The organism is Rhodanobacter sp. FW102-FHT14D06, from assembly GCF_043950705.1.
Lineage (GTDB): Bacteria > Pseudomonadota > Gammaproteobacteria > Xanthomonadales > Rhodanobacteraceae > Rhodanobacter.
Genome location: NZ_CP170722.1, coordinates 1,516,732 through 1,542,239, shown reverse-complemented (window position 1 = coordinate 1,542,239; position 25,508 = coordinate 1,516,732). Strand labels below are relative to the sequence as shown.

Here is a 25,508-nt window from a genome sequence, read left to right as displayed (position 1 = left end):
CGTTTGTGCTCAGCCGCCGGCCGGCAGGTATTTCTGGAACCAGCCCAGCGCCCGCTGCAACACGTCGCGCTGGTGCGCGGGGTCGACGAAGTGGTGGCCTTCGTCGGGGTAGACCACCAGCGAGGTCGGCACGCCCTGCGCGCGCAGCGCATGCCACATCTCGAACGATTGCGGCGCCGGGCATTCGGCGTCGCGGTCGCCGACCACGATCAGCATCGGCGTCTTCACCTGCTTTATGAAGTTGATCGCCGAGCTCTTCGCGTACACCGCCGGATCGTCGTAGACGCTGGCGCCGAAGAACGGCGGCATCCACTGGTCGATCAGGTTCTGGCCGTAGTAGCTCTGCCAGTTGGAGATGCCGGCGCCGGCGACCACGGCGCGGAAGCGCTGGGTCTGGGTGGGCGCGAACATGCTCATGAAGCCGCCGTAGCTCCAGCCGGTGAGGCCAAGCCGGTTGTCGTCCACCGGAAACTGCTTCTCCACCGCGTCGACGCCAGCGAGGATGTCGCGCAGGTCGCCGTAGCCGAAGTCCTTGCGGTTGGCCTGCACGTATTTCTCGCCCTGACCGAAGCTGCCGCGCGGATTCGGCTGGAACACGAAATAGCCCAGCGCAGACAGCGGCGCGGCGCCGTAGCCCACCCCCGGCCAGCGCGGGATCACTGCGCTCGACGGGCCGCCGTGCACCACCACCACCATCGGATAGGTTTTCTTCGGATCGTAGTGGGCCGGGTACAGCAGCCAGCCCTGCACGTGGAAGCCCTCGTTGTTCCACTCCACCGACTCGGCCTTGCCCCAGGCCGGCTTGAGCCCGGCGTTGAACGAGGTCACCGCCGGCGGCGCGGTGTTGCCCAGCGCGCCGGCGTGCACTTCGCTGGCGCTGGCGTACGAGCTCTGCAGGAAGGCGACGTGCCTGAGGTCGGCGGACAGCGACATCGCCATCGACGCGCTGCCATCGCCGATGCTGCCCGGCACGGTGAAGTGCACGCGCTGCTGCTGTGCACGCGTGGCGGACACCGCGTAATCGGCCAGCTGGCTCTGGCCGTTGCTGACCTGGCTGACCAGCATCGCGCGCGGCGACGTCCAGCGCAGCCAGCTCGGCGTGACCTTGATGCCGGGCGTGAGGTCGACCAGCGTGCCACCGGCGGCGGGCACCGCGTAGATGTCGCCGCCGGTGGCGCCCTGGTCGCTCATCAGGCCGCCGATGAAGGCGATCCGCGAGGCATCCGGCGACCAGCGCGGCAGCGCGATCTGCAGCCCGTGCAGCGAGCCGCTGGCGGTGTCGGCCGGATCGACCAGCACGGTGGCGGCGGCATCGACCTGTGCGGGCTGCACGTAGAGCCTGGCGATCCACCAGTTGTTGTCGCCCGGCGGCGGCGCGGCGGTATAGGCGATGCGCGAGCCGTCCGGCGACCAGTCGAACTCATAGGCGTACATGCCGGCGGGCGTCAGCTCGTGCAGCGCGCCGCTGGCGACGTCGAGGCTGGCCACGCGCTGCACCTCGACGCCGCTGACGCCGATCTCGCCGGCGGGCCGCTTGGCCGCGGCCACCGCGCTGGCGTGGCGGGTGGCGCCTGCGACATAGAGGAAGCCGAGCGACTTGCCGTCGTCGGTCCACTGCAGCGCGCGCACGTAGCCTTTCAGCGCGGCCAGCCGCGCCGGTGCGGTGCTGCCGCGGGTGTCGGCCAGGTAGATGTCGTTCTGCATCACCCGGGTGCTGGTGAGGTCGACGTTGCAGTTGGAGACGAAGGCGAGGTGGCGCGAGTCCGGCGCCCAGGCGATGCCGGATTCGGCGCAGCTGCCCGGTGTGGCCGCCGCACTCACGCGGCGCGCATGGCTGCCGTCGGCGTTGGCCACCTCGATCGCCGGCTTGTCGTCGCGCCGGATCACCCAGGCGAGCTGCCGGCCGTCCGGCGAGATCGCGGTGGCCTGGATCGACTGCGCCTTGCCCAGTTCGGTCAGCACCTGCTCGATGCGCGGGTCCACCGTGGGCGCGTCGGCGAAGGCGTTGGGCGCCAGCGCCAGGCACAGCAGCGAAAGGGGAGCGATCAGGTGCGTGCGCTTGGGCATGAGAGGTTCCGGCCGGGGGAATCCGTCAAACCTACAACCCGCTGTGGCGTGCGCCAAGTAGGGAAGGCGCGCGCAGCGTGCCCCGTGCCGGGGCCGGATTGGCGCATCGCCCGGGGAGCGAGGCGCGGCTGGAGGAAGATCAGGGCGGGCCCCCACCAGCCCTCCCCGGCCTTGGCGGGGGAGGGAGCGAAGGCGTCAGGCCTGCGCGCCTTCGGCTTCCAGGTGGTAGCGCGTGGCCAGTTCGACTTCTTCCTTCGAACCGAGGAACACCGGCACGCGCTGGTGCAGGCCGGTCGGCTGCACCTCCATGATGCGTTGGCGGCCGGTGGTGGCCGCGCCGCCGGCCTGCTCGATGATGAAGGCCATCGGATTGGCCTCGTACATGATGCGCAGCTTGCCGCCCTGCTTCTCGATCTTCGCGTCCAGCGGGTAATAGAACACGCCGCCGCGGGTCACGATGCGATGCACGTCGGCGACCATCGAGGCCACCCAGCGCATGTTGAAATCCTTGCCGCGCGGCCCGGTCTTGCCGGCCAGCAGTTCGCCGATATAACGCTGCATCGGCGGCTGCCAGTGGCGCTGGTTGGACATGTTGATGGCGAACTCGGTGGCCTGCCCGGGAATGCGGATATTCCGGCGGCTGAGGATGAAGCTGCCCACTTCGCGGTCCAGGGTGAACTCGTGGGTGCCGTGGCCGAAGGTCAGCACCAGCACGGTGGCCGGGCCGTACACCACGTAGCCGGCGGCGAGCTGGGTGGTGCCCGGCTGCAGGAAGTGTTCGGCCTTCGGCTCGGTGACGCCGTCCGGGCAGCGCAGCACCGAGAAGATCGTGCCGACGGAAATGTTGACGTCGATGTTGGAGCTGCCGTCCAGCGGGTCGAACAGCAGCAGGTGCTGGCCCTTGGGATAGCCGTCCGGAATCTGCTGCGGGTCTTCCATCTCCTCCGAGGCGCAGGCGGCCAGGTGGCCGCCCCAGGCGTTCGCCTCCAGCAGGATCTCGTTGGAGATCACGTCCAGCTTCTTCTGCGCCTCGCCCTGGATGTTGCCGGTGCCGGCCTCGCCCAGCACGCCGCCCAGCGCGCCCTTGCTGGTCGCCACCGCGATGCGCTTGCAGGCGCGCGCGACCACCTCGATCAGCAGCGAAAGTTCGGCGTTGATGTGGCCGGCGCGGCGTTCCTCGATCAGGAACTGGATCAGCGAGACGGGTTTCATGTCGGGTCCATGGCGTGGGAGACGCTTATTGTCGCATTTGCCGGCATGCGGGGCGTGGTACTGGCCCTGCTGACAACACGTTGGCAGCAGGGGGTCGCCAAGCTGTACCTCCAAGACGGAGGGATACGACATGCGCGACACGGTCTATTTCGTGGTGTTCGACGGTTTTGCCGACTGGCAGGCGGCGCTGGCACTGTGCGAGATCCGTCGCCCCGGCGACTGGGAGGTGCGCACCGTGGGTTTCTCGCGGGCCATGGTGACCTCGATGGGCGGCCTGGCGGTGAAGCCCGACCTCGCCCTGGAAGAGGTCGAGCTGGCGCGGGCGGCGTTGCTGATCGTGCCCGGCGGCCATTTGTGGCTGCGCGACGAAGGGCATGCGGCGGTGGAGCTAATCGGCCGCGTGCATGCCGCCGGCGCGCCGGTGGCCGGCATCGACAGCGGCGTGCTGGCTCTGGCCCGCAGCGGATTGCTCGACCAGCGCCGGCACACCGGCAACTGGGCCGGCCAGCTGGCCGCGCAGGTGCCGGGCTATCGCGGCACGGAGCAGTTCGACGCCGAGGTGCTGGCGGTCAGTGACGACGGCGTGATCAGCGCCAGCCACCTGGGCAGCATCGAGTTCGCCCGCGAGGTGATCCACACGCTGGACCTGTACAGCGCCACCGACCGCGCCGACTGGTATCGCCTGTTCAAGCACGCGCAACTTCCGCCCTGGTGCGTCGGCGAAGCGGTGGCGGCCTGAGGAGGGCGACATGAGCACGATCCTGCAACGCATCGAGAGGGCGTATCGCCCGCTGTATCTGCATGGCTTGCTGCTGGATGGCCAGTACCGGTTGCCGAAGGCCGATCCGCCGCCGGTCGCCGGTACGGCCCCACGCACCCGGCGTGCCCTGCTGGCCACGTTGTTCCAGCTTGTTCTCCGCCCGCTTGGTTCGGGCGGCCGCAGCGGTGGCCGGACTTCCGCGGGACAGCATCGCTGAGCCGCACCATCATCCCCCTGGCAAGGAGTCCATTCCATGGATCACCCACGCGTCACCTTCTTCCACGCGCCGCAGAGCCGCTCCGGCGGCACCCGCGCCCTGCTCGAGGAGCTCGGCGCCGACTACGACCTGCATGCGCTCAACCTGAAAACCGGCGACACGCGCAAGCCGGAGTACCTGGTGATCAACCCGATGGGCAAGGTGCCGGCGATCCGCCACGGCGAGGCGCTGGTCACCGAGCAGCCGGCGGTGTTCCTGTACCTGGCCGACCTGTTCCCCGCGGCCAGGCTGGCGCCGCCGCTCGGCGACCCGCTGCGCGGGCCGTATCTGCGCTGGCTGGTCTATTACGGCTCGTGCTTCGAGCCGGCGGTGATCGACAAGTCGATGCAGCGCGAACCCGCCGCGCCCTCCACCTGTCCCTACGGCGATTACGACACCATGCTGAAGACGCTGACCGACCAGCTCGAACGCGGCCCGTACCTGCTGGGCGACACCTTCAGCGCCGCCGATGTGCTGTGGGGCACGGCGCTGAACTGGACGGTGACGTTCAAGCTGGTGCCCGAGCTGCCGGTGATCCGCGCCTACATCGACCGCGTGCTGGCGCGCCCGGCGATGCAGCGTGCCGCCGCCGCCGATGCCGCGCTGGTGGCGGCGCAGTCGGCGTGATCCGCCGGTACGGCCACGATGGCACCGCGCTCGCGCCGCCGCGACCGTGACCTCCGACGCTGGCCGGCGCGCGCCGGCTCGGTAATCATGTACGCATGCGCCGTGCCGATCGCCTGTTCCTCATCATCCATGCGCTGCGCGGTCGGCGCACCGCGCTGCAGGCCCGCGCGCTGGCGCAGACCCTGGGCGTGTCGCTGCGCACGGTGTACCGCGACGTCGCCGACCTGCAGCTGTCCGGCGTGCCGATCGAGGGCGAGGCCGGCGTCGGCTACGTGCTGCGCAAGGGTTCGGACATCCCGCCGCTGATGTTCAACGCCGACGAGCTCGAGGCCCTGGTGGTCGGTTCGCGCTTCGTGCAGGCCTTCGCCGGCGTGCGCCTGGCCGAGAGCGCGCGGGCGGCGCTGCTGAAGATCGAGGCGGTACTGCCGCCGGACCTGCGCGAGCGCGCCGGCAGCACGCGCATCTTCGCCCCGGTCTGGCGCGACCAGCATCGCGAGGATTTCGCCGCGCTGATCGACCAGCTGCACGCGGCGATCGTCGGCAACCAGGTGCTGCGGCTGGACTATCGCGACGAGGCCGGCCAGTCCAGCGTGCGCGAGGTCGAGCCGCTGTGCCTGTCGTTCTGGGGCGGCAAGTGGACGCTGGGCGCGTGGTGCCGGCTGCGCGGGGATTTCCGCAATTTCCGTCCCGACCGCATCGGCACCGGCACGCCCACCGGCGAGGTGTTCGCCGACGTCGCCGAGCGCGGCCTGGCCGCCTACCTGCGCGCGGTGGGCGTGGATCAGCTCGCGCTGCGCTGAATGCGTTCGCCGTGTTCAAGCCGCGGTCGGCGCGTTAGGCTTGACGGGTTCGCCGGATCGCGCCGCGCTCCGCCTGCCGATTGCCCGCCAAGGAGCCCCGTGTTGAAGATGACCTCCAGGATCACCCGCCTCGCCGCACTGGCACTGGTGTTCGGCGCGTGCGCCATGGCGTCGGCGACGGCGGCGCCGGCCGCCGCCACGGGCAGCGCGGATGCGCAGTTCAAGCGCATCTACACCACCGAATGGGCGTGGCGCAGCGGCCACCCCGGCAATGCGGACGCCGGCGACAGCGGCCGGCTCGATGACGTCGGCGCGGCCAGCCAGCAGCGGCGGCTGGAATACTGGCAGCGCGTGATGACGCAGCTCGACGCGATCGACGTGGCGCAGCTGTCGCCGGGCAATCGGGTCAACTTCGAGGTCTACCACGCGCAGATCGGCAACCTGCTGGCCGACCAGAAGTTCAAGGCCTGGCAGATGCCGTTCAACAGCGACTCCGCGTTCTGGTCGGACATCGGCTACGAGCTCGGCGGCGACCGCCTGCGCAGTGTCGACGACTACCGCAAGTACCTCGACCGGCTGGACCAGATCCCGGCCTATTTCGACCAGCAGATCGCCAACATGCGCCTCGGCCTGAAACGCGGCTTCAGCGTGCCGCGCGAAGTGCTCAAGGGCCGCGACGTCTCCATCGCGGCGGTGGCGGATCTGAAAGACCCCACGCAGAGCAGCTTCTACAAACCGTTCAAGCAGCTGCCCGCCACGATCCCCGCCGACCAGGCGCAGGCGCTGCAGGGCCAGGCGCTGCAGCACATCCGCGACGACGTGATCCCGGCCTATGCCAAGCTGCTGAAGTTCTTCCGCGACGAGTACGTGCCGCAGGCGCGCACCACGCTGGCGGCCGAGGCGCTGCCCGACGGCAAGGCGTTCTACCGCCAGCAGATCCGCGAGTACACCACGCTCGACCTCAGCCCCGACGCGATCCACAAGATCGGCCTGGAGCAGGTGGCGAAGATCCACGCGCAGATGCTGGAGGTGATGAAGGACACCGGCTTCAAGGGTGATTTCCCGGCCTTCCTGGCCTTCCTGCGCAGCGATCCGCGGTTCTACGCCAAGACCCCGCAGGAGCTGCTCGACAAGAGCGCGTGGGTGGCCAAGGAAGTGGACGGCCAGATGGCCAAGTTCTTCGGCCATCTGCCGCGTTCGCGCTTCGCCATCGTGCCGGTGCCGGCCGACATCGCGCCGTACTACACCTCCGGCCGCGGCGGCGCCGACGCCTACCTGGTCAACACCTACGATCTGCCCTCGCGGCCGCTGTACAACATGCCGGCGCTGACCCTGCACGAGTCGTATCCGGGCCACGCGCTGCAACTGGAACTGGCCGAGGAGCGGCATGACCAGCCGGCATTCCGCCGCAATGGCTACATTTCCGCCTATGGCGAGGGCTGGGGCCTGTATTCGGAATACCTCGGCAACGAGATGGGCATCTACAAGACGCCCTACGAGAAGTTCGGCTTCCTCACTTACCAGATGTGGCGCGCGTGCCGGCTGGTGGTCGATACCGGCATCCACCACCTGGGCTGGACGCGGCAGCAGGCGATCGACTACCTGACCGGCAATACCGCGCTGTCCGACCGCGAGATCGCCAACGAGGTCGACCGCTACATCAGCTGGCCCGGCCAGGCGCTGTCCTACGAGCTCGGCTACCTGAAGATCCGCGAGCTGCGCGAAAAGGCGGAACAGGCGCTGGGCGCAAAGTTCGACCTCCGCCACTTCCACGATACCGTGCTGTCCACCGGCTCGGTGCCGCTGCCGGTGCTGGAGAAGCGCATCGACCACTTCATCGCCGACGGCGGCCCGGAACCGGATTTCGGCTGCGACTGCGCCAAGGCGAAGGGCACCGGCGACGGCGCCTGAACGCGGTCCGGGCGGACTGGACAGGGGACTTCACGGATGTAGTAGTATCAAGGCGTACTTCACAGGGAGAGTCGCCGCCATGACCGCCCGCCTCGCCGAAGCCTCGCCGCGTTACGCGCCGCCCGCCGATACCCTGGGACCACCCGCCTTGCGCGGCTTCTTCCGCCTCGCCGAGGCATGGCAGCTCCGCACGGCCGAGCAGCGCCGCCTGCTCGGCGACCCGCCCGAATCCACCTTCTACAAGTGGAAGCGCGAGCAGGGCGGCAGCCCGGGCCGCGACACGCTCGAACGCATCAGCTACCTGCTCGGCATCTGGAAGTCGCTGCAGATCCTGTTTCCCGACCCGGCCCAGGCCGACGCCTGGCTGCACAAGCCCAGCGCGGCGCCGCTGTTCGGCGGCCACTCCGCGCTCGAACGCATGCTGTCGGGCAACGTCGCCGACCTGTACGTGGTGCGCCAGTACCTGGACGCGCAGCGCGGCTGATCGCAGCCCGCGATACATCCATCCGCGACGCTGCGATACCCCCGCAGGAGCGCACTTGTGCGCGATGCTCTTCGCGTTGGGCCTGAAACAAAAGCATCGCGCACAAGCGCGCTCCTGCGGGGTTGATGCCTGTCCACGGAAAACCGATGCCGCCCTCGTTGCCACCCGTCAAACGCATCCGCTGGAGCCACGCCTTCCGCATCGTGCCCAGCCGCTTTCCGCCGGTCGGCGTGTACGACCGCATCGCCGCCCCGGCCGACATCGACGCGCTGTTCGCGGTCGAGGCGCTGACCAATCCGCGCCTGCGCGAGGAAGCCGATGCGCTGAAGCTGGTGCCGAAGGAGCACCGCATCAGCGGCCCCGGCTCCACGCCGGTGATGGCCGCGTTCACCCATCTCAACCCGGAGGGCAGCCGTTTCTCCGACGGCACGTGGGGCGTGTTCTACGCCGCGCACAGCGTGGCTACCGCAGTGGAGGAAACCGTGTACCACCGCGAGCGCTTCCTCGCCGCCACCGCCGAGCCGCCGTGCAGCATCCAGATGCGCTGCTACCGCACCAGCGTGGACAGCCGCCTGCACGACATCCGCGGCGGCTGGAAGGCCGAGCACGATCCGGATGCCTACGCCGCCAGCGTCAAGCTGGCGCGCACGCTGCGCGACGACGGCTCCAACGGCATCGTCTACGACAGCGCCCGCCACCCGGGCGGCGAATGCCTGGCCGCGTTCCAGCCCGACGTGGTCGCGCCCTGCGTGCAGTCGCAGCACCTGGTCTATCGCTGGGACGGCTCGCGCATCGCGCAGGTGCTGGAAGTCTCGGAGCTGAGCCGGCCGCAGGCGGTCGGCACGGCAAGGTCGAACCCCGCTGACGGCAGTGCACCGTGAACAGGATCGCCGCGATACTGCTGCTGTGCCTGTGCGCCGTGCCCGCGCTGGCGCGCGACAACCACGCCAACGATCACGCGCAGTGGCAGGCGGACATCGCCGCGTTCCAGGCCGCGGACCGGGCCGCGCCGCCGCCGCGCGGCGCGGTGCTGTTCATCGGCAGCTCGTCGATCCGCTTGTGGAAGACGCTGGCGGCGGACTTCCCCGGCGTGGCGACGATCAACCGCGGCTTCGGCGGTTCGCAGATCGACGACGCCACCTTCTTCGCGGACTGCCTCGTGGCGCCGTACCACCCGCGCGCGATCGTGATGTATGCCGGTGACAACGACCTGGCAGATGGCGACAGCCCGGCCCACGTGCGCGACGACTTCGCCGCCTTCGTGCGCCGCGTCCGCTCATTCGACCCCGGCGTGCCGATCGCCTTCATCGCGATCAAGCCCAGCATGGCGCGCCGCGAGCTTCTGCCGCAGATCCGCGCGGCTAACGCGCTGGTGCGCGAGTACGCGGCGGCGCAGCGGGGCGTGGCCTATGTCGACGTGTTCACGCCGATGCTGGGCGAGGATGGCCAGCCGCAGCCGCAGTGGTTCGGGCCGGACGGCCTGCACATGAACCGGCGCGGCTACGCGCTGTGGATCGAGCGGCTCAAGCCGTGGGTGGAGGCGCACGGCAAACCCGCCGCGCACGATTGACCCGCGACGGCTCGTCATCCCGGCGAAAGCCGGAGTCCAGTGCCTTGCGGATCGGCCATCGAGGCGCTGGATTGACCAGTCCTTCGGACTGTTGAAAAGCGCCTCTGCTTTCGCAGGAACGACGGAGGCCTGTCGAGACTCCTTGTTGGGAGCTCAGGTGTCCGCGTTGGTTGCCCAGCCCTTCCGGTCACCACGAGTGAACACATGGTCGCCGTCCAGCACGTCGCCGGCGGCGTGCGCCGGCTGGTCGTGCAGGCGCGCGTAGATCGGCGTGAAGTCCGGCCGGGTCGCCTCGAACAGCTGCGCGAAGTCGTCGATCACGAAGTAGGTCTGCTGGTAGGTGTCGATGCGGTAGCGCGTGCTCATCACGCGCTCCAGGCCGAAGCCGATGCGGTTGGGCGAGGGCGAATCGAGGCAGTAGATCGACTCGCCCTTGGAGCTGACGATGCCGGCGCCGTAGATGCGCATGCCCTCGGGCGTGTTCATCAGGCCGAACTCCACCGTGTACCAGTACAGCCGGGTGAGGTTCATCAGCGCCTCGGGGCCGATCGCGAACGCCTTCATGCCGCCGCGGCCGTAGGCCTGCATGTAGTCGGCGAACACCGGGTTGAGCAGCAGCGGCACGTGGCCGAACAGGTCGTGGAACAGGTCCGGTTCGCTCAGGTAGTCGAGCTGGTCGGGCTTCCTGATCCACCAGCTGACCGGGAAGCGGCGGTTGGCCAGGTGGTCGAAGAACACCTCGTCCGGCAGCAGGCCTTCCACCGCCACCACCTGCCAGCCGGTGGCGGCGCCGAGCACCACGTTGAGCTCGCTGAACTTCGGGATGCCGCCGTCGCCGAGGCCGAAGCGCTCCACGCCCTCCATGAATTCGCGACAGGCGCGCCCGGGCAGCAGCTCGCGCTGTCGCTTGAACAAGGTGTCCCACACGTCATGGTCGGTCTTGCTGTAACTCGTCCACGGCTGCTCGACCACGCCGGTGGCGTAAACCGGCACGTAGCCGCGGTCGGTCTGCTGGTGTTCGATCTTGCGCGGTGCGGGGGCTTCCATGGCGGGTCTCCGGAGACAGCGGGTTCGAACGGCCAGCTTAGGCCGAATGGCGGGCACGAAGCTTGTTTTGTTGCCGGATGCAGCGCCATGGTTGCACTATTCTTGCTCAGATCACGCCAAACGTCGGAGAATCTTGCCATGGCCACGCTGGACCGCACCGACCTGCGCATCCTCGCCGTGCTGCAGGGCGAGGGCCGCATCAGCAATGCCGAGCTGGCCGAGCGGGTCAACCTGTCGCCATCGGCCTGCCTGCGCCGGCTGCAGCGGCTGGAATCGGCGCAGATCATCACCGGCTACGCCGCCCAGGTCGATCCGCAGGCGGTGGGCCTGGGCCTGCAGGCCTTCGTGCGGGTGCAGCTGGCCAAGCACGAGCACGCCGCGGTGGAGCGTTTCGTGGAACGGGTCAACGGCTGGCACGAGGTCGTCGCCTGCCACGCGCTGACCGGCGACATGGATTACCTGCTGCACGTCTACGTCGCCGACCTGGCCGATTTCTCGCGCTTCCTGCTCGATCATCTGCTGAACGCCAGCGGCGTGGCCGACGTCAATTCCAGCTTCGTGCTGCGCACGGTGAAGCGCTCGCCCTCGCTGCCGCTGCAGCATCTGCAGCGGTGAGGCGCAGGCGGCCGGTCCGTTCAGCGCCGGCATGGGCGCACGGCCGCCGACTAACGTTAAACTAACTCGTTGATGAGCCTCGACACCGCCACTTCCGCCGACCGCGACCTGCTGCGCCCGCTGCGTTACCTGTGGCGGGTGCCGCTGTTGCTGGTGCATGCCGTGCTGGCGGTCCTGCTGGCCGGGCTGGTGATGAGCTGGAACGGCCATCGCGTGATGCGCGACGGCCGCGAACCGTTCCCGCACCGGCTGGTGCGCTGGTGGTCGCTCGGCCTGATGCGCATCTTCGGCTTGCGTGCGGTGCGTGTGGGCCAGCCGCTGCCCGATCCGGTGCTGTTCGTCGCCAACCACACCTCGTGGATCGACATCGAGCTGCTGCACAGCCAGCGCGCCGCCTGCTTCGTGGCCAAGGCGGAGATCGCCGGCTGGCCGCTGGTCGGCTGGCTGGCGGCCAACGGCGGCACCATCTTCCACCGGCGCGGCAACAACCATTCGCTGGCTGCGGTGATGGCGGTGATGGTCGAGCGCCTGCGCGCGGGGCGCTCGGTGGCGGTGTTCCCCGAAGGCGGCAGCGGCTACAACGGCGTGCTCAGGGTGTTCCACGCGCGTATCTTCCAGGCCGCGCTGGAAGCCGACGTGCCGGTGCAGCCGGTGGCGCTGCGCTTCGCCCGCGACGGCCGCCGCGTGATCGACGCCGGCTTCCGCGAGCACGAGAGTTTCCTGGCCAACTTCGTGCGCCTGCTGGGCGAGCCGCCGATGGATGCCGAGGTGCATTTCCTGGGCACCGTGCCGGCCAGCGCGGAGGGCCGCCGGCGCATGGCCGAGCAATCGCGCGAACGCATCGCCGCCGCACTGGCGGACCGCTCTGCATGACGCTGCCCCGGGGCAAGGATTTCCGCCCGCCCTGGCCCCTGCGCAGCGGCCATGTCCAGACCATGCTGTCTTCCAGCGGCGTGCGCCGCCTGCTGCTGCCGCGTGCGGCAAAGACCGTGCTGCAGGGCGCCGAGCCGGTGGTGCTCGACGGCGGCGGCGGCGTGCGCCTGAGCGGCGCCTACACCGCGCAGAAGACCCGTCCGCAGTCGCGCGGCCTGGCCGTGCTGTTCCACGGCTGGGAAGGCAGCGTCGATTCCACCTATGTGCTGCAGACCGGCAGCCGCCTGCTCGCCGACGGCTGGGACATCTTCCGGCTCAACTTCCGCGACCACGGCGACAGCCACGGCCTCAACGAGGCGCTGTTCCACTCCTGCCGGCTTGACGAGGTGGTGCATGCGCTGGGCGAGATCGCCACGCGCTGGGGCGCGCGGCCGATGGCGGTGGCCGGCTTCTCGCTGGGCGGCAACTTCGCCCTGCGCGCGGCGATGCAGACTTCGCGCGTGGGTATTCCGCTCAGTTACGCGCTGGCGGTGTGCCCGATCATCGATCCGGCGGTGGGCCTGTTTTCGCTGGAGGAAACGGCGCCGTGGATCTATCAGGCGTACTTCATGCGCAAGTGGCGGCACTCGCTGCTGCTCAAGCAGAAGGCGTTTCCGCAGCACCAGTATTTCGAGATGTCGGAGTTGAAGAAGCACCTGCGCGGGCTCACCGAGGCGCTGGTGCTGCGGCATACGGACTTCAAGTCGCTGCAGCAATATCTGGACGGCTATTCGGTGGCCGGCGACGCGATGCTGGCGATGCAGGTCCCGGCCACCATCCTCACCGCGAAAGACGATCCGGTGATCCCGGTCAACAGCTTCGAGCAGCTGCGCCTGCCGCCCAACGTCGAGCTGGATATCGCCGACTTCGGCGGCCACTGTGGCTTCATCCGCGGCGGCGACATGGTCAGCTACACCGACGACTACATCGCGGCGCGCTTCAACGCACTGGCCGACGGCACGTCGCCGATCGGCTGAGAACCTGGCGGCGCAAGGGGGCGACATGGGGCGAGCACGCGACACGATCCGCCGGCACGCGATGCGCGGCGTGCGCCTCGCCCTGTGGCTGGCCGTCCTGCCGGGTGGACTGGCGCCGGCGGCGACGCCCGCGGCCACGATCTTCCTGCGCTCGTTCGAACCGGCCGAACCGGCACCGCTGGCGGGCGCACCCGACCCGCGCTTCAACGTCGCCGTCGCCGGTGGTCCCGGTCAGGCGGCGGCACTCACCGCCAAGCCGGGCGTCGGCTTCAGCGGCCTGCATTCGCTGCACTACCGCGGCGAGGCGGGCGGACAACAGCAGATCGCGCTGTACGCGGTGAACCTGCCGGTACATGCGGACACGCAGCTGTCCTACCTGCTGTTTCCCGTGTCCAACGCGGGCGACCTGCGCAACCCGGCCAATTACGTGGCGGTGGACCTGCTGTTCGACGACGGCAGTCGGCTGTCCAGCCGCGGCGCGCGCGACCAGCACCGCCTCGGCGCGTCGGCGCGTGCGCAGGGCGAGGGCCGCGTGCTGTACCCGGATCAGTGGAACTACCTGGCGGTCGACGTCGGCGCGGTGGCCGCCGGTCGCACCATCAAGCGCATCGTGCTGGCGCATGACGGTCCGGCCGCCAGCTTCGAGGGCTATGTGGATGATCTGCGTATCGGCCCCGCAACGACCGACACGCGCCGGCGCCCGAGCGACTTCGTCGACACCCGCCGCGGCACGAATTCCAACGGCCGCTTCTCGCGCGGCAACAACTTCCCCGCGGTGGCCGTGCCGCACGGTTTCAATTTCTGGACGCCGGTGACCGACGCCGGTTCGAACTGGATGTACCAGTACCAGCAGCGCAACGGCGCCGACAACCGCCCGCGGCTGGAGGCGTTCGCGCTGTCGCACGAGCCGAGCCCGTGGATGGGCGACCGGCAGACCTTCCAGCTGATGCCGGCGGCGGTCGCCCGCGGCGCGCCCAGCGCGAACCGCGCGACGCGCGCGTTGAGCTTCAGCCACGCGAACGAGACCGCGCACGCGCATGCCTACCGCGTCGCCTTCGACGACGGCATCGTCACCGAGATCGCGCCGACCGACCACGCCGCGATGTTCCGCTTCACCTTCACCGGGGACCGCTCGCAGCTGGTGTTCGACAACCGCGACGACCACGGCGGCATCGTGCTCGACCCGGCGACACGCAGCTTCAGCGGCTGGTCCGACGTGAAGAGCCGGTTGTCCGCCGGCGCCACCCGGCTGTTCTTCTACGGCACGGTCGACCAACCGGTCAGCGGGAGCGGGCGGCTCACCGGCGAGGGCCGCGACCACGTCGCCGCGTGGTTCGGCTTCGACACCTCGAAGACGAAAGTGGTGAACCTGCGCATCGCCACCTCGCTGATCGGCGTGGCGCAGGCGCGGCACAACCTGGCACTGGAGATCGCGCCGGGCGACAGTTTCGACGACGTGCGCGAGCGGGCGCAGCGGCAATGGGACCAGCAGCTCGGCATCATCAAGGTGAACGGCGCCAGCGCCGACGAGCTGACCACGCTGTATTCCAACCTCTACCGCCTGTTCCTGTATCCGAACGAGGCGTACGAGAACACCGGCAGCGCCGCGCAACCGCACTGGCAATACGCCAGCCCGTTCTCCGCGCCGACCGGCAAGGACACGCCGACGCGAACCGGCGCGCGCATCGTCGACGGCAAGCCGTACGTCAACAACGGCTTCTGGGACACCTATCGCACCGCGTGGCCGGCCTACGTGCTGCTCGCGCCGACGAAGGCCGGCGAGATGATCGACGGCTTCGTGCAGCAGTACCGCGACGGCGGCTGGATCGCGCGCTGGTCGTCGCCTGGCTACGCCGACCTGATGGTCGGCACCAGCGCCGACGTCGCGTTTGCCGACGCCTGGCTGAAGGGCGTGCGCCACTTCGACGTGCGCGCGTTCTACCAGTCCGCGCTGAAGGACGCGACCGTGGTCAGCCCGCTCGCGGGCACCGGCCGCAAGGGGCTGCAGCGCTCGATCTTCAACGGCTACACCGACACCGCCGTCGACGAAGGGCTGTCCTGGTCGATGGACGGCTACATCAACGACTTCGCGATCGGCAATCTCGCCGCCGCGCTGGCGGCCGCGCCGGCTGCGGACGACCCGTACGCCGCGCACTACGCCGACGACGCGGCGTACTTCCACCAGCGCGCGCTGGGCTACGTCAACCTGTTCGATCCCGCCGTCGGCTTCTTCGTCGGCCGCGACGCGAAGGGCAAGTGGCGCGACGACGCGAAGCATTTCGACCCGCTGCGCTGGGGCGGCGACTACACCGAGACCAACGCCTGGAACATGGCCTTCCACGCACCCCAGGACGGCGCCGGCCTCGCCTCGCTGTATGGCGGTCGCGCCGGACTCGCGGCGAAACTCGACGCGTTCTTCGCCACCCCGGGCGAGTTCCACGTCGGCAGCTACGGCGAGCCGATCCACGAGATGCTGGAGGCGCGCGACGTGCGCATGGGCCAGTACGGCCACAGCAACCAGCCCTCGCACCACATCATCTACATGTACGACGTTGCCGGCCAGCCGTGGAAGACGCAGGACAAGGTGCGCGACGTGCTCAGTCGTCTCTACGTCGGCAGCGAGATCGGCCAGGGCTATCCCGGCGACGAGGACAACGGCGAGATGTCCGCCTGGTACCTGTTCAGCGCCGCCGGCTTCTATCCGCTGCGCATGGGCACGCCGGCATACGTGATCGGCGCGCCGTACTTCCCGCACATGGACATTGCGCTGGAGAACGGCCGGCACATCGTGATCGATGCGCCGGCGGTGAGCGACACCAACCGCTACGTGCAGGGCCTGCGCGTCAACGGCCAGCCATGGAACAAGCTGACCCTGCCGCACGCGCTGCTGGCGCAGGGCGCCACGCTCGAATTCCTCATGGGACCGACGCCCTCACGCTGGGCCAGCGACGAGGCCGCACTGCCGCCGTCGCTGACCACCCACGGCCGGCTGCAGCCGTTGCGCGATCCCGGTGCCGCCACCAGCAGCACGCCGACCATCGCCGGCCTGCCCGCGTTGTTCGACAACGACTCCGCCAGCGAAGCCGTGTTGCCCGCAACGTCGACCACGATCGCCTGGCACTATGCCGCGCCGCGCCGGGTCGCCCTGCTCACCCTGACCTCGGCGGCCAGGGCCGCCGCGCCGTCGGGCTGGCAGCTGCAGGCTTCCGTCGACGGCCACCACTGGCGCACGCTGGATACCCGCCAACAGCAACGCTTCGCCTGGCCGCGGCAGACCCGGGCGTTCGCCGTGCCGGCGCCGGGCGAGTACGCGCACTACCGGCTGCACTTCGACGCGGCACCGGACGCATCGCCCCGCGCCCTCGCCGAAATCGAACTGCTCGGACTCACCCCGTAGGCGGGCACTGCCTGCCGGCCGTTGCCTTCCGCGGTCGTGACGAAAGGCGGCGGACAGTGTCCGCCCCACGGAACCGCGCACCGCCCGTAGGCGCCCGCTCGCGAGCGATGCTCTTGCCAATCCCGGCTTCAACAGACGACTGTCTGGTCATCCCGAAGAGCATCGCCGCGCGAGCGGGCTCCTTATGTGTCGATTCTCCTCGGAGGTTGGGGGAGAATCGCCGACTGATCATCGGTGGGAACGGGGAGACGCCGTCGGGCTCCTCTGGCTTCGCGCCTGCGCCGTAGATTCGCGCCCCCGTTCCGTTTTATCTGCCGCAAGCTGCAACGGTATCTTAGGCCCGCCCCTGGCGTGAGCCTGCACGTGTAAGGATCGGCTTGGCGGATCTTCGATGGTCGGACACCTGAACCGAACGAGGATTGGCTGATGACAGAATCCATGGTTGGCATCGACGTGGCCAAGGCAACCTTTGACGTGGCCGCGCCGCTGGAACCGAAGGGCAAGTACCGCACCAAAGCGAAGTTGCCGAACACGCCCGCCGGCTTCACCTTGCTGAGCGACTGGCTGGATCGCCACGTGCCGGGAGCGGCGGTGTGCATGGAAGCGACGGGCGTGTATCACGAAGCATTGGCCACTTTCCTGGTCGAGCGCGGCGTGACCGTTTACGTGGCCAACCCGGCCCAGGTCGCCGCCTATGCCAAGAGCGAGTTGTCGAGGACCAAGACCGATCATGCCGATGCCAAGCTGATCGCCCGCTTTGCGATGGCGCAGTTGCAGGTGAGCACCACCTTGCGGCCGTGGGTGCCGCCCACGCCCGCCCAGCGCAAACTGCGCGCCCTGATCCACCGGCTGAACGATCTGGAGGGCATGCGCCAGATGGAACGCAACCGACTGGACGTCAGCGATCAGGCGGTGCGCGGCTCCATCGCCGACGTGATGGAGACATTGGACGCCCAGATCGCAGAGCTGAAGAAGGAAATCGACAACCACATCGACTCGGATCCGGACTTACGCCGCGATGCCGGCCTGCTGACCTCCATTCCGGGGATTGGCGAGCTGACGGCGGCCTTCATGTTGGGCTGTGCGGGCGACCTGCGCCGGTTCGACGACCCGCGCAAGCTCGATGCCTTCGCCGGCATGAATCCCGCCATCCGCGAGTCGGGCAAGTGGGTCGGTCAAAGCCGCCTGTCCAAGCTCGGTCACGCCTTGTTGCGCGCCAAGCTCTACATGCCGGCGATGACGGCGATCCGCCACAACGTCGCCGTGCGCGCCTTGTTCGATCGACTGGTCGCTCGCGGCAAGCCACGCAAACTGGCGCTGGGTGCCGCCATGCGCAAGCTGCTCCACCTCGCTTGGGGGGTTATCCGCTCAGGTAAGAATTTCGACCCCAGCATCGCGCTTGCCTGACGGACGGCAAGACGGTATCTACGGGTTGGTGGCGGCAAGGCTGCGCTGGCGCATCCAGCACGCAATGCTCATGCGGTCGCGGCGCGCCGGCAGCACCTCGTGCTCGAACTGCGCCGACAGGAACAGCAGCAGGGTGCCCGCCTGCGGAAGGATGTTGCGCGAGGAACCATCGGCCAGGTACAGCCGCAGTGCCCCGCCGTCGACCTCCCGCCAATCCTCGTTGAGATAGAACACCGCCGACACCACCCGCGCGTCGCTGTGGCGCAGGCGGTCGCGATGACGCGCATAGCGCGCGCCCGGCCGATATACCGCGTAGTGCGCTTCGTACTCGACCAGGCCCAGCATCAGCTCGCGGTTGAGCACGCCGCGCAACACGTCGATGCGATCGGCGAAGGCCTGCTGCGGCACGCTCATCGCGCCTTCGGCGAACCAGCGCGTGCGGTCGCCGCGCCGCGTCGCATCGAGCTGCCCGATGCCGATGCCTGCAGGCTGCAGCTGTCCGGCGTCATGCAACGCCGCGCACTCGGCCGCCAGCGCGCGGATCTGCGCCGGCTCCAGCAGGTCGTGCACGACGCACCAGCCGTCGCTCGCCAGCGCGTCCGCCGCGGCGTGGAATGAGGAGTTGCCGGAATTCATCGAGCGCCTCGGGATGCACGACGTTGCCGATCCGGTGCAGGCCCGTCGTGGCCGGCGCGGAAAGGTTGCCGCGGAGATGCCGGTGGGTCGGTCCCGTCAGCCGTGCGGCGCCGGCAGCATAAGTCGAAACGTCCTCAGCGCGGCGGCCGTCGCAACGGATCGAGCGGACCCGCCAGGCCGTTGTGGTCGATCTCCAGCGCCAGCGCAAGCGACCGCCCCCATTGCCCCGGCGGAAACCCCTCGCGCGCGAACCAGGCCGGCAGGTCGGCGAGCAGCCGGCCCGCGCCCCGTGTCGTCGCCCTCGACAGGGAGACAGCCGCCGTGGCCGGCTGTTGCGCGCTCTCTGCGAGGGCGATTTGCTGCCCGTGTTCAGTCCGCCGCCACGCAGCGCCCCTGCGCCCACGCGCGCAGCGTGTCCACCTGTTCGCGCATCAGCACCGACAGCGGGCGGGTCTGTTGCAGGGCGTGGAGCAGGGCGGCCTGGTCCGGGCCATTGCCTTGGCCGGCGGTGTCGTACAGCGCGCTGACGATGGACTGCTCGATCTCGGCGCCGGAGAAACCCTCGCTGGCGGCGGCCAGCGCGGGCAGCTCGAAGTTCGCCGGGTCGAGCTGGCGGCGCTTGAGGTGCAGGGCGAAGATTTCCGCGCGAACGGATTCGCTCGGCAGGTCGACGAAGAAGATCTCGTCGAAGCGGCCCTTGCGCAGCAGCTCGGCGGGCAGCTCCTGCACCGCGTTGGCCGTGGCCACGGTGAACACCTTGGCCTTGCGTTCGGCCATCCAGGTCAGCAGGTAGCCGAGCACGCGGCGCGACACGCCGCCATCGTCGCCGCCGCTGGCCAGGCCCTTCTCGATCTCGTCGATCCACAGCACGCAGGGGCTCAGCAGCTCGGTGCTGGTCAGCGCCTCGCGCAGGTTCTTCTCGGTCTCGCCCTGGTACTTGTTGTACAGCGTGCCGAAATCCAGCCGCACCAGCGGCACGCCGAAGCCGCCGGCGATTGCCTTCGCCGCGAGGCTCTTGCCGCAACCCTGCACGCCCAGCAGCAGTACGCCCTTGGGCGGGTCCAGTCGCGGCGCGGCTTCGGGCGAGAGGAACACCGGGCGGCGGCGCTGCACCCATTCGCGCACGCGCGCGACGCCGGCGATGTCGGCGAAGCTGGCGGTGGCGTATTCGTAATGCAGCAGGCCGGAGCGGTTGAGCAGGTTGAACTTGGACTGCATCAGCACCGGCAGGTCGTTCGGGCCGAGCGCGCCGTCGGCGTAGATCAGCTTGCGCACGATGCGCCGCGCGTCCGGCGCGGTCAGGCCGAGCAGGTTGCGCACGATGGTGCGCGCGGCGTCGTTGTCCACCTCGATCTTGCGGCCCTGTTCGCGCTGCCAGCCGGCAGCCTCGCCGCGCAGGATGCCGGCGAGCTCCTTGATGTCCGGCAGCGACAGCGGCACGCGCAGGGCCAGCGCCTCCAGCCCCGCGGGCAGCTCGATCTTCGCGCCCACCAGCACGATGGTGTGCGCCGCCGAGCGCTGGCGCTGCACGATCTCGCGCAGCTGGCGCAGGCTGCGCGCGTAGTCCAGCAGCGAATGGAAGTCGAACAGCAGGTAGATGCCCGCTTCGGTCTGGGCGCGGATCGCGTCCAGCGTGGCGGTGGCGTCCGGCGACACCGCGCCGCCGTCCTGCGAAAAATCGAGGCGGCTCAGGCCGTCGGTCAGCGTCCAGCGCCACAGCGGGCGCAACGCCTGTGCGATCACGTGGCGGAAGCAGTCGATCACCCGCTGCTCGTCCACGGTTTCGATGACCAGCAGCGGCGTTGCCGCGCGCACCAGCGTGGTGAGGTCGTCCAGTTCGCTCATGCCACTCCCCTGAAAGGAGCCCAGTTTAGCGGGCGGCGCTGTTTCTGGCTTCGCGCGGTCCGGGGTACATTGGTGGCCTCGCCTTGCCGGAGACTGCTCATGCGCGCGTTGCTGTCCGTGCTGCTGGTGATCCTGTCGCTGCCGCTGCTGGCGGCCCCCCGGCTGGATCGGCTGACCCTGCCTGCAGGCTTCCACATCGCCGTGTACTCCGACCAGGTGCCGAATGCGCGCGAGATCGCGTTGGGTACGCACGGCACCGTGTTCGTCGGGTCCAGCGGCGCCGGCAAGGTCTACGCGCTCACCGACGCCAACGGCGACGGCGTGGCCGAGACAGTGCGCGTGGTCGCCAGCGGCCTGCGCAACCCGATCGGCGTGGCCTTCCACGACGGCGACCTGTACGTATCGGCGATCAGCCGCATCCTCGTGCTGCGCGACATCGAGCAGCACCTGGACGCGCCGCCCGAACCCGCGCTGGTCACCGACAAGTTGCCGACCAAGGGCCATCACGGTGGCCGCTTCCTCGCCTTCGGCCCTGACGGCAAGCTGTACGTGCCGATCGGCGCGCCGTGCAACATCTGCAACGCCGGTCCCGACTACGCCAAGCTGATGCGCATGAACCCGGACGGCAGCGATTGGCAGGACGTCGCCACCGGCATCCGCAACACCGTCGGCTTCGACTGGCAGCCGGGTACGAAACACCTGTGGTTCACCGACAACGGCCGCGACATGCTGGGCGACGACGTGCCCAGCGACGAGTTGAACGAGGTCACCCGCATCGGCCAGAACTTCGGTTATCCGTATTGCCATCAGGGCGACGTGGCCGACCCCGAATTCGGCGCCGGCCACCCCTGCCGCAACTACGTGCCGCCGGTGCTCAAGCTCGGCGCCCACGTCGCCTCGCTGGGCATGCGCTTCTACACCGGCAAGCAGTTCCCGGCCAGCTACCGCGGCGCCATCCTGGTCGCCGAGCACGGCTCGTGGAACCGCACCGAGAAGTCCGGCTACCGCGTGATGACCGTGCGCCTCAGCGGCAGCAAAGTCCTCTCCTACGAACCGCTGATCACCGGTTTCCAGCAAAACCAGAGCGCCTGGGGCCGCCCGGTCGACGTGCAGCCCCTGCCCGACGGCAGCGTGCTGGTCAGTGACGACCTGGCGGGGGCGGTGTACCGGGTGACATACCAGCCGTAAGCCCGGGCAGGAATCGCCCTTTCACCATGATGAAACAGCCACACGGAGGCACCATGCACCTGCGCAGCGACAATTTCGACAACGGCCAGCGCATTCCCGCGCGCTTCGCCTTCGGCAAGATCGCCGATCCCTTCGCGCTGTCGGACAACCACAGCCCGCACCTCGCCTGGCGCGACGCCCCGCCGGCCACGCGCTCGTTCGTGCTCACCTGCATCGACACCGACGTGCCCAGTCGCGGCGATGACGTGAACCAGGCGGGCCGCACGGTACCGGCGGCGTTGCCGCGGGTGGAGTTCGTGCACTGGCTGATGGCGAATATCCCGGCCGAGTGCGGCGAACTGGCTGCCGGCGCCTGCAGCGACGAGGTCACGCCGCGCGGCAAGCGCGAGCCGTACGGGCCGCCGGGCAGCGTGCAGGGGGTGAACGACTACACCGGCTGGTTTGCCGGCGACGCCGAGATGGGCGGCGAATACCTGGGCTACGACGGCCCGTGCCCGCCCTGGAACGACACGCTGCTGCACCACTACCACTTCACCATCCATGCGATCGACGTCGACGTGCTGCCGCTGGTCAAGGGCTACTCGCGCGATCAGTTGCGCGCGGCGATGGCCGGCCATGTGCTGGATCAGGCCACGCTCACCGGCGTCTACAGCCTGAACCCTGCGGTGGCCGGCTGAACGAGGGCGCGTGGGCGCGGCGTGCAGGCGGCTGGCGGTATCCTTCACGCCCGCATGGCGCGTGCTGTGGGTGAATGGCACCCACCCACCACGAGGGATGCCCCATGTTGCACTACGCGCTGGTTTTCCTGGTCATCGCGATCATCGCCGCGATTCTCGGCTTCGGCGGCATCGCCGGCGCCGCAGCCGGCATCGCGAAGATCCTTTTCGTCATCTTCCTGATCCTGGCGATCATCGCGTTCTTCCGCCGCGCCAGATAGCCCCCTTATCATCCAAGAGAATGCCATGTCGGAGCAGGTCATGAACCCCAAAGAGCCAACCCCCAAGCCCTCGGTCGACGAGCGCATCGACGAGCGCGCCGAGCGCGTCAAGCAGGCCACCTCGCAGGCCGTGGCCAGCACCAAGGACAAGGTCGACCGCGCCGCCGACCGCGTCGAGCAAGGCCTGCACCACGCCACCGACAAGACCGCGTCGGCGGCCCACCGCACCGTCGACAAGGCGGCCGAAGTGGGCGAGCAGGGCCGCGCCGCCTACGAGCACACCCGCGATCGCGCCGACGAGTTCCTTGAGCAGGCGCGCGAATACGTGCGCGAGAAGCCGATGCAATCGGTCGCCATTGCGCTGGGGGCCGGCTGGCTGCTTGGCCGCATCCTGCGACGTTGAGCCACTGATGCACGAGCAGGGTGACAGCACCCGCGAGACGGCGCCGGACCCGGCGCCGTCGTCGTCTGGCCTGTTCGACGAGATCGCCCGCCTGGGCGCCGCGCTGAAGCGGCTGTTCGGCGCGCAGAAGGATCTGCTGGCCGCGGAGCTGGGGCTGGCCCGCAGCGCGGTGTCGTGGCTGCTGGTGGCCGGGCTGGCCGCCACCGTGGCGGGGGTCGGCTTCGGCCTCACCGTGCTCGGCCTGCTCGGCGTGCTGCTGGCCAAGTGGCTGGGTTCGTGGGTGTGGGCCTTGCTGCTGCTGGCGCTGCTGCAGCTGCTGTTCCTGTTCGGCGCGGTAGTGCTGTTCCGCCGCTGCATGCATTGGATGAGCCTGCCTGTCACGCGTGGCCAATGGGGTGCGATGATGCGCGCAGGCGTGCGCAGGATCGAGGCGGAAGTCGCCGACGAGCCGGCCACGCCGTCGCATGCCGCGCGGGGCGAGGAAGGGCGATGAAAGTATTGAAGCAACTGGCCGAGGTGCGCCTCGCGCAGGCGCGCATGGAGCGGGCGCGCCACGAGGTGGGCGAGCCGGCCGCCGCGCTGCTGGCGCGCGGGCGCGAATACCCGCTCGCCACGGTGGGCGTGGCTGCCGGCGCCGGCTTTGCGCTGGGCAGCCTCGACCTGCACCCGCTGCGGGTACCGGGGCTGGCCTCGCTGGTCGGCGGCGGCCTGGTCGAGGTGCTGGCGCAGGGCAGTCACCTGCTGGCCGAGATGGCCGTGGCGGGCGTGGCGGCGCACGCCGCTGCAACTGCCGATTCCGCCGCGCCGGATGGCGCGCCGTCCCCGTGAACGCCGAGCCTGAGCAGCCGCCGCCGAACGCGGACGACACGCTGCGCGAGATGACCTCCGCGGCGATGCTCTCGCACATGCCGGCCGATCCGCTGCTGGTCGGCAACCTGCCGCGGCCGCTGGCGCGCCGGCTGCACAGCGCGCGCGGCACGCGCCGCCACCTGCGCGCCATCCGCATGCTGCTCAACGCGATGCTGCTGCTGGCGTTGCTGTACACCGTCACGCTGACCCGCGCACTGCTGATCCCGCTGGTGCTGGCCGCCTTCATCGGGCTGGCGCTCAACCCGATCGTGGCCACCGGCGCGCGCCTGCACCTGCCGCGCTGGCTCACCGCGCTGGTGCTGATGATCGGCCTGGTGATCGGCATCGGCAGCGGCGTCGGCCTGCTGGCGCAACCGGCGCTCGGCTGGTTCCACGGCGCGCCGTCGGCGATCCGCAGCTTCGTGCCCAAGGTGCGCAACCTGACCAAGCCGCTGGAGGCGGCCAACCGCGCCACCCAGACCCTGGTCAGCGGCACTTCGCGCAGCGCCGCGCCGCCGCCGGCGCCGCTGTCGATCAGCGCGTGGGATGTCGTATCCACCGCGCCCAAGGTGCTCGCCGCCGTGCTCAGCGTGATGCTGCTGGTATTTTTCTTCCTGGTCTACGGCGACACCATGCTGCGCCGGCTGGTCGAGATGACACCCAGCTTCTCCTACAAGCGGCACGCGGTCAGCATCGTGCGAAGTTTCCAGAGCGAGGTCTCGCGCTACCTGCTCACCGCGCTGTCGATCAACACCAGCCTGGGCGCGATCACCGCCGGCATGCTGTGGTTGTACGGCGTGCCCGATGCGCTGCTGTGGGGCGCGGTGGCGATGTTCGCCAACTTCATTCCGTACGTGGGGGCGATTTTCACCACGTTGCTGCTGGCCTTCGTGTCGATGCTGTACGCAAAGAACGCCGAGCTGGAGGTGTTCCTGCCGGCACTCACCTTCGCCGCCATCACCATCGTCGAGGGCAACCTGATCACGCCGCTGATCCAGGGCCGCAGCATGCGCCTGTCGCCGATCGCGATCCTGCTGTGGCTGCTGGTGTGGGGCTGGCTGTGGGGCATTCCCGGCGCGCTGCTGGCGGTGCCGATGCTGACCTGCGCCAAGCTGATCTGCGAGCGTATCCGGGGCTGGGAGTGGTTCGCGCTGATCGTGTCGCGCTAGGGTGCGATCCGCCGCATGGCGCCGCAGTTTCCGAACAACGACACCACCGGGGATGCACCATGACCGATCGGGCGATCAACCTGCGCGACAAGCTGGCCCGGTTCAGCGAGCACTGGTCGCCCCGCGTCGTCGCGGAGATGAACCACTACCAGTTCAAGCTGGCCAAGCTCAAGGGCGAGTTCGTCTGGCACGCGCATGCGGATACGGACGAGGTCTTCATCGTGCTGCAGGGTGCCTTGACGTTGGAGTTCCGGGACCGCTCCGTGCCGCTCGCGGCCGGCGAAATGTACGTGGTGCGCAAGGGCGAGGAGCATCGCCCGGTGGCCGCGGAGGAGTGCAGCGTGATGCTGGTCGAGCCGCGCGGGGTGGTCAACACGGGCGACGCCGGTGGCGCCCGTACTGCACCCAACGACGTGTGGGTGTAGCGCGCCGGCGCACT

At 69.4% G+C, this 25,508-nt stretch carries 27 protein-coding genes; 21 read left to right on the top strand and 6 right to left on the bottom strand.

Translation table 11 applies throughout. The features are described 5' to 3' along the window. Window positions 1-9: 9 nt before the first annotated feature. Together ACFCQI_RS07105 and ACFCQI_RS07100 are read right to left on the bottom strand one after the other, a co-directional pair. On the bottom strand, window positions 10-2,067 hold the full coding sequence (locus tag ACFCQI_RS07105) for a prolyl oligopeptidase family serine peptidase (protein WP_395120743.1): 2,058 nt from the start codon (window positions 2,065-2,067) through the stop codon (window positions 10-12). A 195-nt stretch (window positions 2,068-2,262) separates the two neighbouring features. Beyond that, window positions 2,263-3,279 (bottom strand): class 1 fructose-bisphosphatase, encoded by a 1,017-nt coding sequence (locus ACFCQI_RS07100; RefSeq protein WP_395120742.1) that lies wholly within the window; start codon window positions 3,277-3,279, stop codon window positions 2,263-2,265. Between the two features lie 130 nt (window positions 3,280-3,409). Between ACFCQI_RS07100 and ACFCQI_RS07095 the strand changes: the two genes are divergently transcribed. From ACFCQI_RS07095 to ACFCQI_RS07060, 8 genes are all read left to right on the top strand, one after another. Continuing rightward, on the top strand, window positions 3,410-4,018 hold the full coding sequence (locus tag ACFCQI_RS07095) for a DJ-1/PfpI family protein (protein ID WP_395120741.1): 609 nt from the start codon (window positions 3,410-3,412) through the stop codon (window positions 4,016-4,018). Window positions 4,019-4,028: 10 nt separating this feature from the next. Then, a complete protein-coding gene (locus ACFCQI_RS07090) occupies window positions 4,029-4,256 on the top strand; it encodes a hypothetical protein (protein ID WP_395120740.1) in 228 nt (75 codons plus the stop codon). 36 nt (window positions 4,257-4,292) lie between these two features. Then, window positions 4,293-4,922, top strand: a complete 630-nt coding sequence (locus ACFCQI_RS07085) for a glutathione S-transferase family protein (protein ID WP_395120739.1) — start codon at window positions 4,293-4,295, stop codon at window positions 4,920-4,922. Window positions 4,923-5,017: 95 nt separating this feature from the next. After that, a complete protein-coding gene (locus ACFCQI_RS07080; protein WP_395120738.1) occupies window positions 5,018-5,722 on the top strand; it encodes a helix-turn-helix transcriptional regulator in 705 nt (234 codons plus the stop codon). Window positions 5,723-5,830: 108 nt separating this feature from the next. Then, window positions 5,831-7,633, top strand: coding sequence for a DUF885 domain-containing protein (locus ACFCQI_RS07075; protein ID WP_395121300.1), 1,803 nt, complete (start codon window positions 5,831-5,833; stop codon window positions 7,631-7,633). 79 nt (window positions 7,634-7,712) lie between these two features. Continuing rightward, complete coding sequence (locus ACFCQI_RS07070) at window positions 7,713-8,117, top strand: antitoxin Xre/MbcA/ParS toxin-binding domain-containing protein (protein ID WP_395120737.1); 405 nt, start codon at window positions 7,713-7,715, stop codon at window positions 8,115-8,117. A gap of 146 nt (window positions 8,118-8,263) precedes the next feature. Further along, window positions 8,264-8,998, top strand: coding sequence for an RES family NAD+ phosphorylase (locus tag ACFCQI_RS07065; protein ID WP_395120736.1), 735 nt, complete (start codon window positions 8,264-8,266; stop codon window positions 8,996-8,998). Continuing rightward, on the top strand, window positions 8,995-9,687 hold the full coding sequence (locus tag ACFCQI_RS07060; protein WP_395120735.1) for an SGNH/GDSL hydrolase family protein: 693 nt from the start codon (window positions 8,995-8,997) through the stop codon (window positions 9,685-9,687). The genes ACFCQI_RS07065 and ACFCQI_RS07060 overlap by 4 nt, the downstream gene beginning before the upstream one ends. 153 nt (window positions 9,688-9,840) lie before the next feature. Here ACFCQI_RS07060 and phhA read toward each other — a convergent pair whose 3' ends face one another. Further along, window positions 9,841-10,734, bottom strand: coding sequence for a phenylalanine 4-monooxygenase (phhA, locus tag ACFCQI_RS07055; RefSeq protein ID WP_395120734.1), 894 nt, complete (start codon window positions 10,732-10,734; stop codon window positions 9,841-9,843). 138 nt (window positions 10,735-10,872) lie between these two features. On the opposite strand from phhA, the gene ACFCQI_RS07050 reads away from it, so the two are divergent. The 5 genes from ACFCQI_RS07050 to ACFCQI_RS07030 all read left to right on the top strand — a co-directional run bounded on the left by ACFCQI_RS07050 (window position 10,873) and on the right by ACFCQI_RS07030 (window position 18,042). After that, window positions 10,873-11,349, top strand: a complete 477-nt coding sequence (locus ACFCQI_RS07050) for an Lrp/AsnC family transcriptional regulator (RefSeq protein WP_395120733.1) — start codon at window positions 10,873-10,875, stop codon at window positions 11,347-11,349. A gap of 72 nt (window positions 11,350-11,421) precedes the next feature. After that, window positions 11,422-12,222 (top strand): lysophospholipid acyltransferase family protein, encoded by an 801-nt coding sequence (locus tag ACFCQI_RS07045; protein WP_395120732.1) that lies wholly within the window; start codon window positions 11,422-11,424, stop codon window positions 12,220-12,222. Further along, entirely contained in the window at window positions 12,219-13,238 is a 1,020-nt protein-coding gene (locus ACFCQI_RS07040; protein WP_395120731.1) for a YheT family hydrolase, read from the top strand. Before ACFCQI_RS07045 ends, ACFCQI_RS07040 begins: the two co-directional genes overlap by 4 nt. A gap of 25 nt (window positions 13,239-13,263) precedes the next feature. After that, entirely contained in the window at window positions 13,264-16,635 is a 3,372-nt protein-coding gene (locus ACFCQI_RS07035) for a GH92 family glycosyl hydrolase (RefSeq protein WP_395120730.1), read from the top strand. Window positions 16,636-17,061: 426 nt separating this feature from the next. Next, entirely contained in the window at window positions 17,062-18,042 is a 981-nt protein-coding gene (locus tag ACFCQI_RS07030; protein WP_395120729.1) for an IS110 family transposase, read from the top strand. Window positions 18,043-18,060: 18 nt separating this feature from the next. Here ACFCQI_RS07030 and ACFCQI_RS07025 read toward each other — a convergent pair whose 3' ends face one another. From ACFCQI_RS07025 to ACFCQI_RS07015, 3 genes are all read right to left on the bottom strand, one after another. Continuing rightward, complete coding sequence (locus ACFCQI_RS07025) at window positions 18,061-18,678, bottom strand: 2OG-Fe(II) oxygenase (protein ID WP_395120728.1); 618 nt, start codon at window positions 18,676-18,678, stop codon at window positions 18,061-18,063. Window positions 18,679-18,812: 134 nt separating this feature from the next. Further along, complete coding sequence (locus ACFCQI_RS07020) at window positions 18,813-18,953, bottom strand: putative quorum-sensing-regulated virulence factor (protein WP_395121298.1); 141 nt, start codon at window positions 18,951-18,953, stop codon at window positions 18,813-18,815. 94 nt (window positions 18,954-19,047) lie between these two features. Next, window positions 19,048-20,523, bottom strand: coding sequence for an AAA family ATPase (locus ACFCQI_RS07015; protein ID WP_395120727.1), 1,476 nt, complete (start codon window positions 20,521-20,523; stop codon window positions 19,048-19,050). 99 nt (window positions 20,524-20,622) lie between these two features. On the opposite strand from ACFCQI_RS07015, the gene ACFCQI_RS07010 reads away from it, so the two are divergent. The 8 genes from ACFCQI_RS07010 to ACFCQI_RS06975 all read left to right on the top strand — a co-directional run bounded on the left by ACFCQI_RS07010 (window position 20,623) and on the right by ACFCQI_RS06975 (window position 25,494). Next, complete coding sequence (locus ACFCQI_RS07010) at window positions 20,623-21,711, top strand: PQQ-dependent sugar dehydrogenase (protein ID WP_395120726.1); 1,089 nt, start codon at window positions 20,623-20,625, stop codon at window positions 21,709-21,711. Window positions 21,712-21,764: 53 nt separating this feature from the next. Next, window positions 21,765-22,388, top strand: a complete 624-nt coding sequence (locus ACFCQI_RS07005; RefSeq protein WP_395120725.1) for a YbhB/YbcL family Raf kinase inhibitor-like protein — start codon at window positions 21,765-21,767, stop codon at window positions 22,386-22,388. Between the two features lie 104 nt (window positions 22,389-22,492). Further along, on the top strand, window positions 22,493-22,648 hold the full coding sequence (locus ACFCQI_RS07000; protein WP_395120724.1) for a DUF1328 domain-containing protein: 156 nt from the start codon (window positions 22,493-22,495) through the stop codon (window positions 22,646-22,648). A gap of 40 nt (window positions 22,649-22,688) precedes the next feature. Next, window positions 22,689-23,051: a YqjD family protein gene (locus ACFCQI_RS06995; protein WP_395120723.1), complete on the top strand. Its 363-nt coding sequence runs from the start codon at window positions 22,689-22,691 to the stop codon at window positions 23,049-23,051. A gap of 7 nt (window positions 23,052-23,058) precedes the next feature. Continuing rightward, window positions 23,059-23,544, top strand: a complete 486-nt coding sequence (locus tag ACFCQI_RS06990) for an ABC transporter ATP-binding protein (protein ID WP_395120722.1) — start codon at window positions 23,059-23,061, stop codon at window positions 23,542-23,544. Then, entirely contained in the window at window positions 23,541-23,879 is a 339-nt protein-coding gene (locus ACFCQI_RS06985) for a hypothetical protein (protein ID WP_395120721.1), read from the top strand. The genes ACFCQI_RS06990 and ACFCQI_RS06985 overlap by 4 nt, the downstream gene beginning before the upstream one ends. A 77-nt stretch (window positions 23,880-23,956) precedes the next feature. Further along, window positions 23,957-25,069, top strand: a complete 1,113-nt coding sequence (locus tag ACFCQI_RS06980) for an AI-2E family transporter (RefSeq protein WP_395121296.1) — start codon at window positions 23,957-23,959, stop codon at window positions 25,067-25,069. Window positions 25,070-25,128: 59 nt separating this feature from the next. Continuing rightward, window positions 25,129-25,494 (top strand): cupin domain-containing protein, encoded by a 366-nt coding sequence (locus ACFCQI_RS06975; RefSeq protein WP_395120720.1) that lies wholly within the window; start codon window positions 25,129-25,131, stop codon window positions 25,492-25,494. Window positions 25,495-25,508: the final 14 nt, after the last annotated feature.

Coding starts and splice junctions, on each gene's coding strand:
- ACFCQI_RS07005 (WP_395120725.1), top strand. CDS start 21,765: ATGCACCTGCGCAGCGACAATTTCGACAACGGCCAGCGCATTCCCGCG.
- ACFCQI_RS07080 (WP_395120738.1), top strand. CDS start 5,018: ATGCGCCGTGCCGATCGCCTGTTCCTCATCATCCATGCGCTGCGCGGT.
- ACFCQI_RS06980 (WP_395121296.1), top strand. CDS start 23,957: ATGCCGGCCGATCCGCTGCTGGTCGGCAACCTGCCGCGGCCGCTGGCG.
- ACFCQI_RS07045 (WP_395120732.1), top strand. CDS start 11,422: ATGAGCCTCGACACCGCCACTTCCGCCGACCGCGACCTGCTGCGCCCG.
- ACFCQI_RS07075 (WP_395121300.1), top strand. CDS start 5,831: ATGACCTCCAGGATCACCCGCCTCGCCGCACTGGCACTGGTGTTCGGC.
- ACFCQI_RS07035 (WP_395120730.1), top strand. CDS start 13,264: ATGGGGCGAGCACGCGACACGATCCGCCGGCACGCGATGCGCGGCGTG.
- ACFCQI_RS07095 (WP_395120741.1), top strand. CDS start 3,410: ATGCGCGACACGGTCTATTTCGTGGTGTTCGACGGTTTTGCCGACTGG.
- ACFCQI_RS06995 (WP_395120723.1), top strand. CDS start 22,689: ATGAACCCCAAAGAGCCAACCCCCAAGCCCTCGGTCGACGAGCGCATC.
- ACFCQI_RS06990 (WP_395120722.1), top strand. CDS start 23,059: ATGCACGAGCAGGGTGACAGCACCCGCGAGACGGCGCCGGACCCGGCG.
- ACFCQI_RS07040 (WP_395120731.1), top strand. CDS start 12,219: ATGACGCTGCCCCGGGGCAAGGATTTCCGCCCGCCCTGGCCCCTGCGC.
- ACFCQI_RS07070 (WP_395120737.1), top strand. CDS start 7,713: ATGACCGCCCGCCTCGCCGAAGCCTCGCCGCGTTACGCGCCGCCCGCC.
- ACFCQI_RS07085 (WP_395120739.1), top strand. CDS start 4,293: ATGGATCACCCACGCGTCACCTTCTTCCACGCGCCGCAGAGCCGCTCC.
- ACFCQI_RS07050 (WP_395120733.1), top strand. CDS start 10,873: ATGGCCACGCTGGACCGCACCGACCTGCGCATCCTCGCCGTGCTGCAG.
- ACFCQI_RS07010 (WP_395120726.1), top strand. CDS start 20,623: ATGCGCGCGTTGCTGTCCGTGCTGCTGGTGATCCTGTCGCTGCCGCTG.
- ACFCQI_RS07065 (WP_395120736.1), top strand. CDS start 8,264: ATGCCGCCCTCGTTGCCACCCGTCAAACGCATCCGCTGGAGCCACGCC.
- ACFCQI_RS07030 (WP_395120729.1), top strand. CDS start 17,062: ATGACAGAATCCATGGTTGGCATCGACGTGGCCAAGGCAACCTTTGAC.
- ACFCQI_RS07100 (WP_395120742.1), bottom strand. CDS start 3,279: ATGAAACCCGTCTCGCTGATCCAGTTCCTGATCGAGGAACGCCGCGCC.
- ACFCQI_RS07025 (WP_395120728.1), bottom strand. CDS start 18,678: ATGAATTCCGGCAACTCCTCATTCCACGCCGCGGCGGACGCGCTGGCG.
- ACFCQI_RS06985 (WP_395120721.1), top strand. CDS start 23,541: ATGAAAGTATTGAAGCAACTGGCCGAGGTGCGCCTCGCGCAGGCGCGC.
- ACFCQI_RS07105 (WP_395120743.1), bottom strand. CDS start 2,067: ATGCCCAAGCGCACGCACCTGATCGCTCCCCTTTCGCTGCTGTGCCTG.
- ACFCQI_RS07015 (WP_395120727.1), bottom strand. CDS start 20,523: ATGAGCGAACTGGACGACCTCACCACGCTGGTGCGCGCGGCAACGCCG.
- phhA (WP_395120734.1), bottom strand. CDS start 10,734: ATGGAAGCCCCCGCACCGCGCAAGATCGAACACCAGCAGACCGACCGC.
- ACFCQI_RS07000 (WP_395120724.1), top strand. CDS start 22,493: ATGTTGCACTACGCGCTGGTTTTCCTGGTCATCGCGATCATCGCCGCG.
- ACFCQI_RS07090 (WP_395120740.1), top strand. CDS start 4,029: ATGAGCACGATCCTGCAACGCATCGAGAGGGCGTATCGCCCGCTGTAT.
- ACFCQI_RS06975 (WP_395120720.1), top strand. CDS start 25,129: ATGACCGATCGGGCGATCAACCTGCGCGACAAGCTGGCCCGGTTCAGC.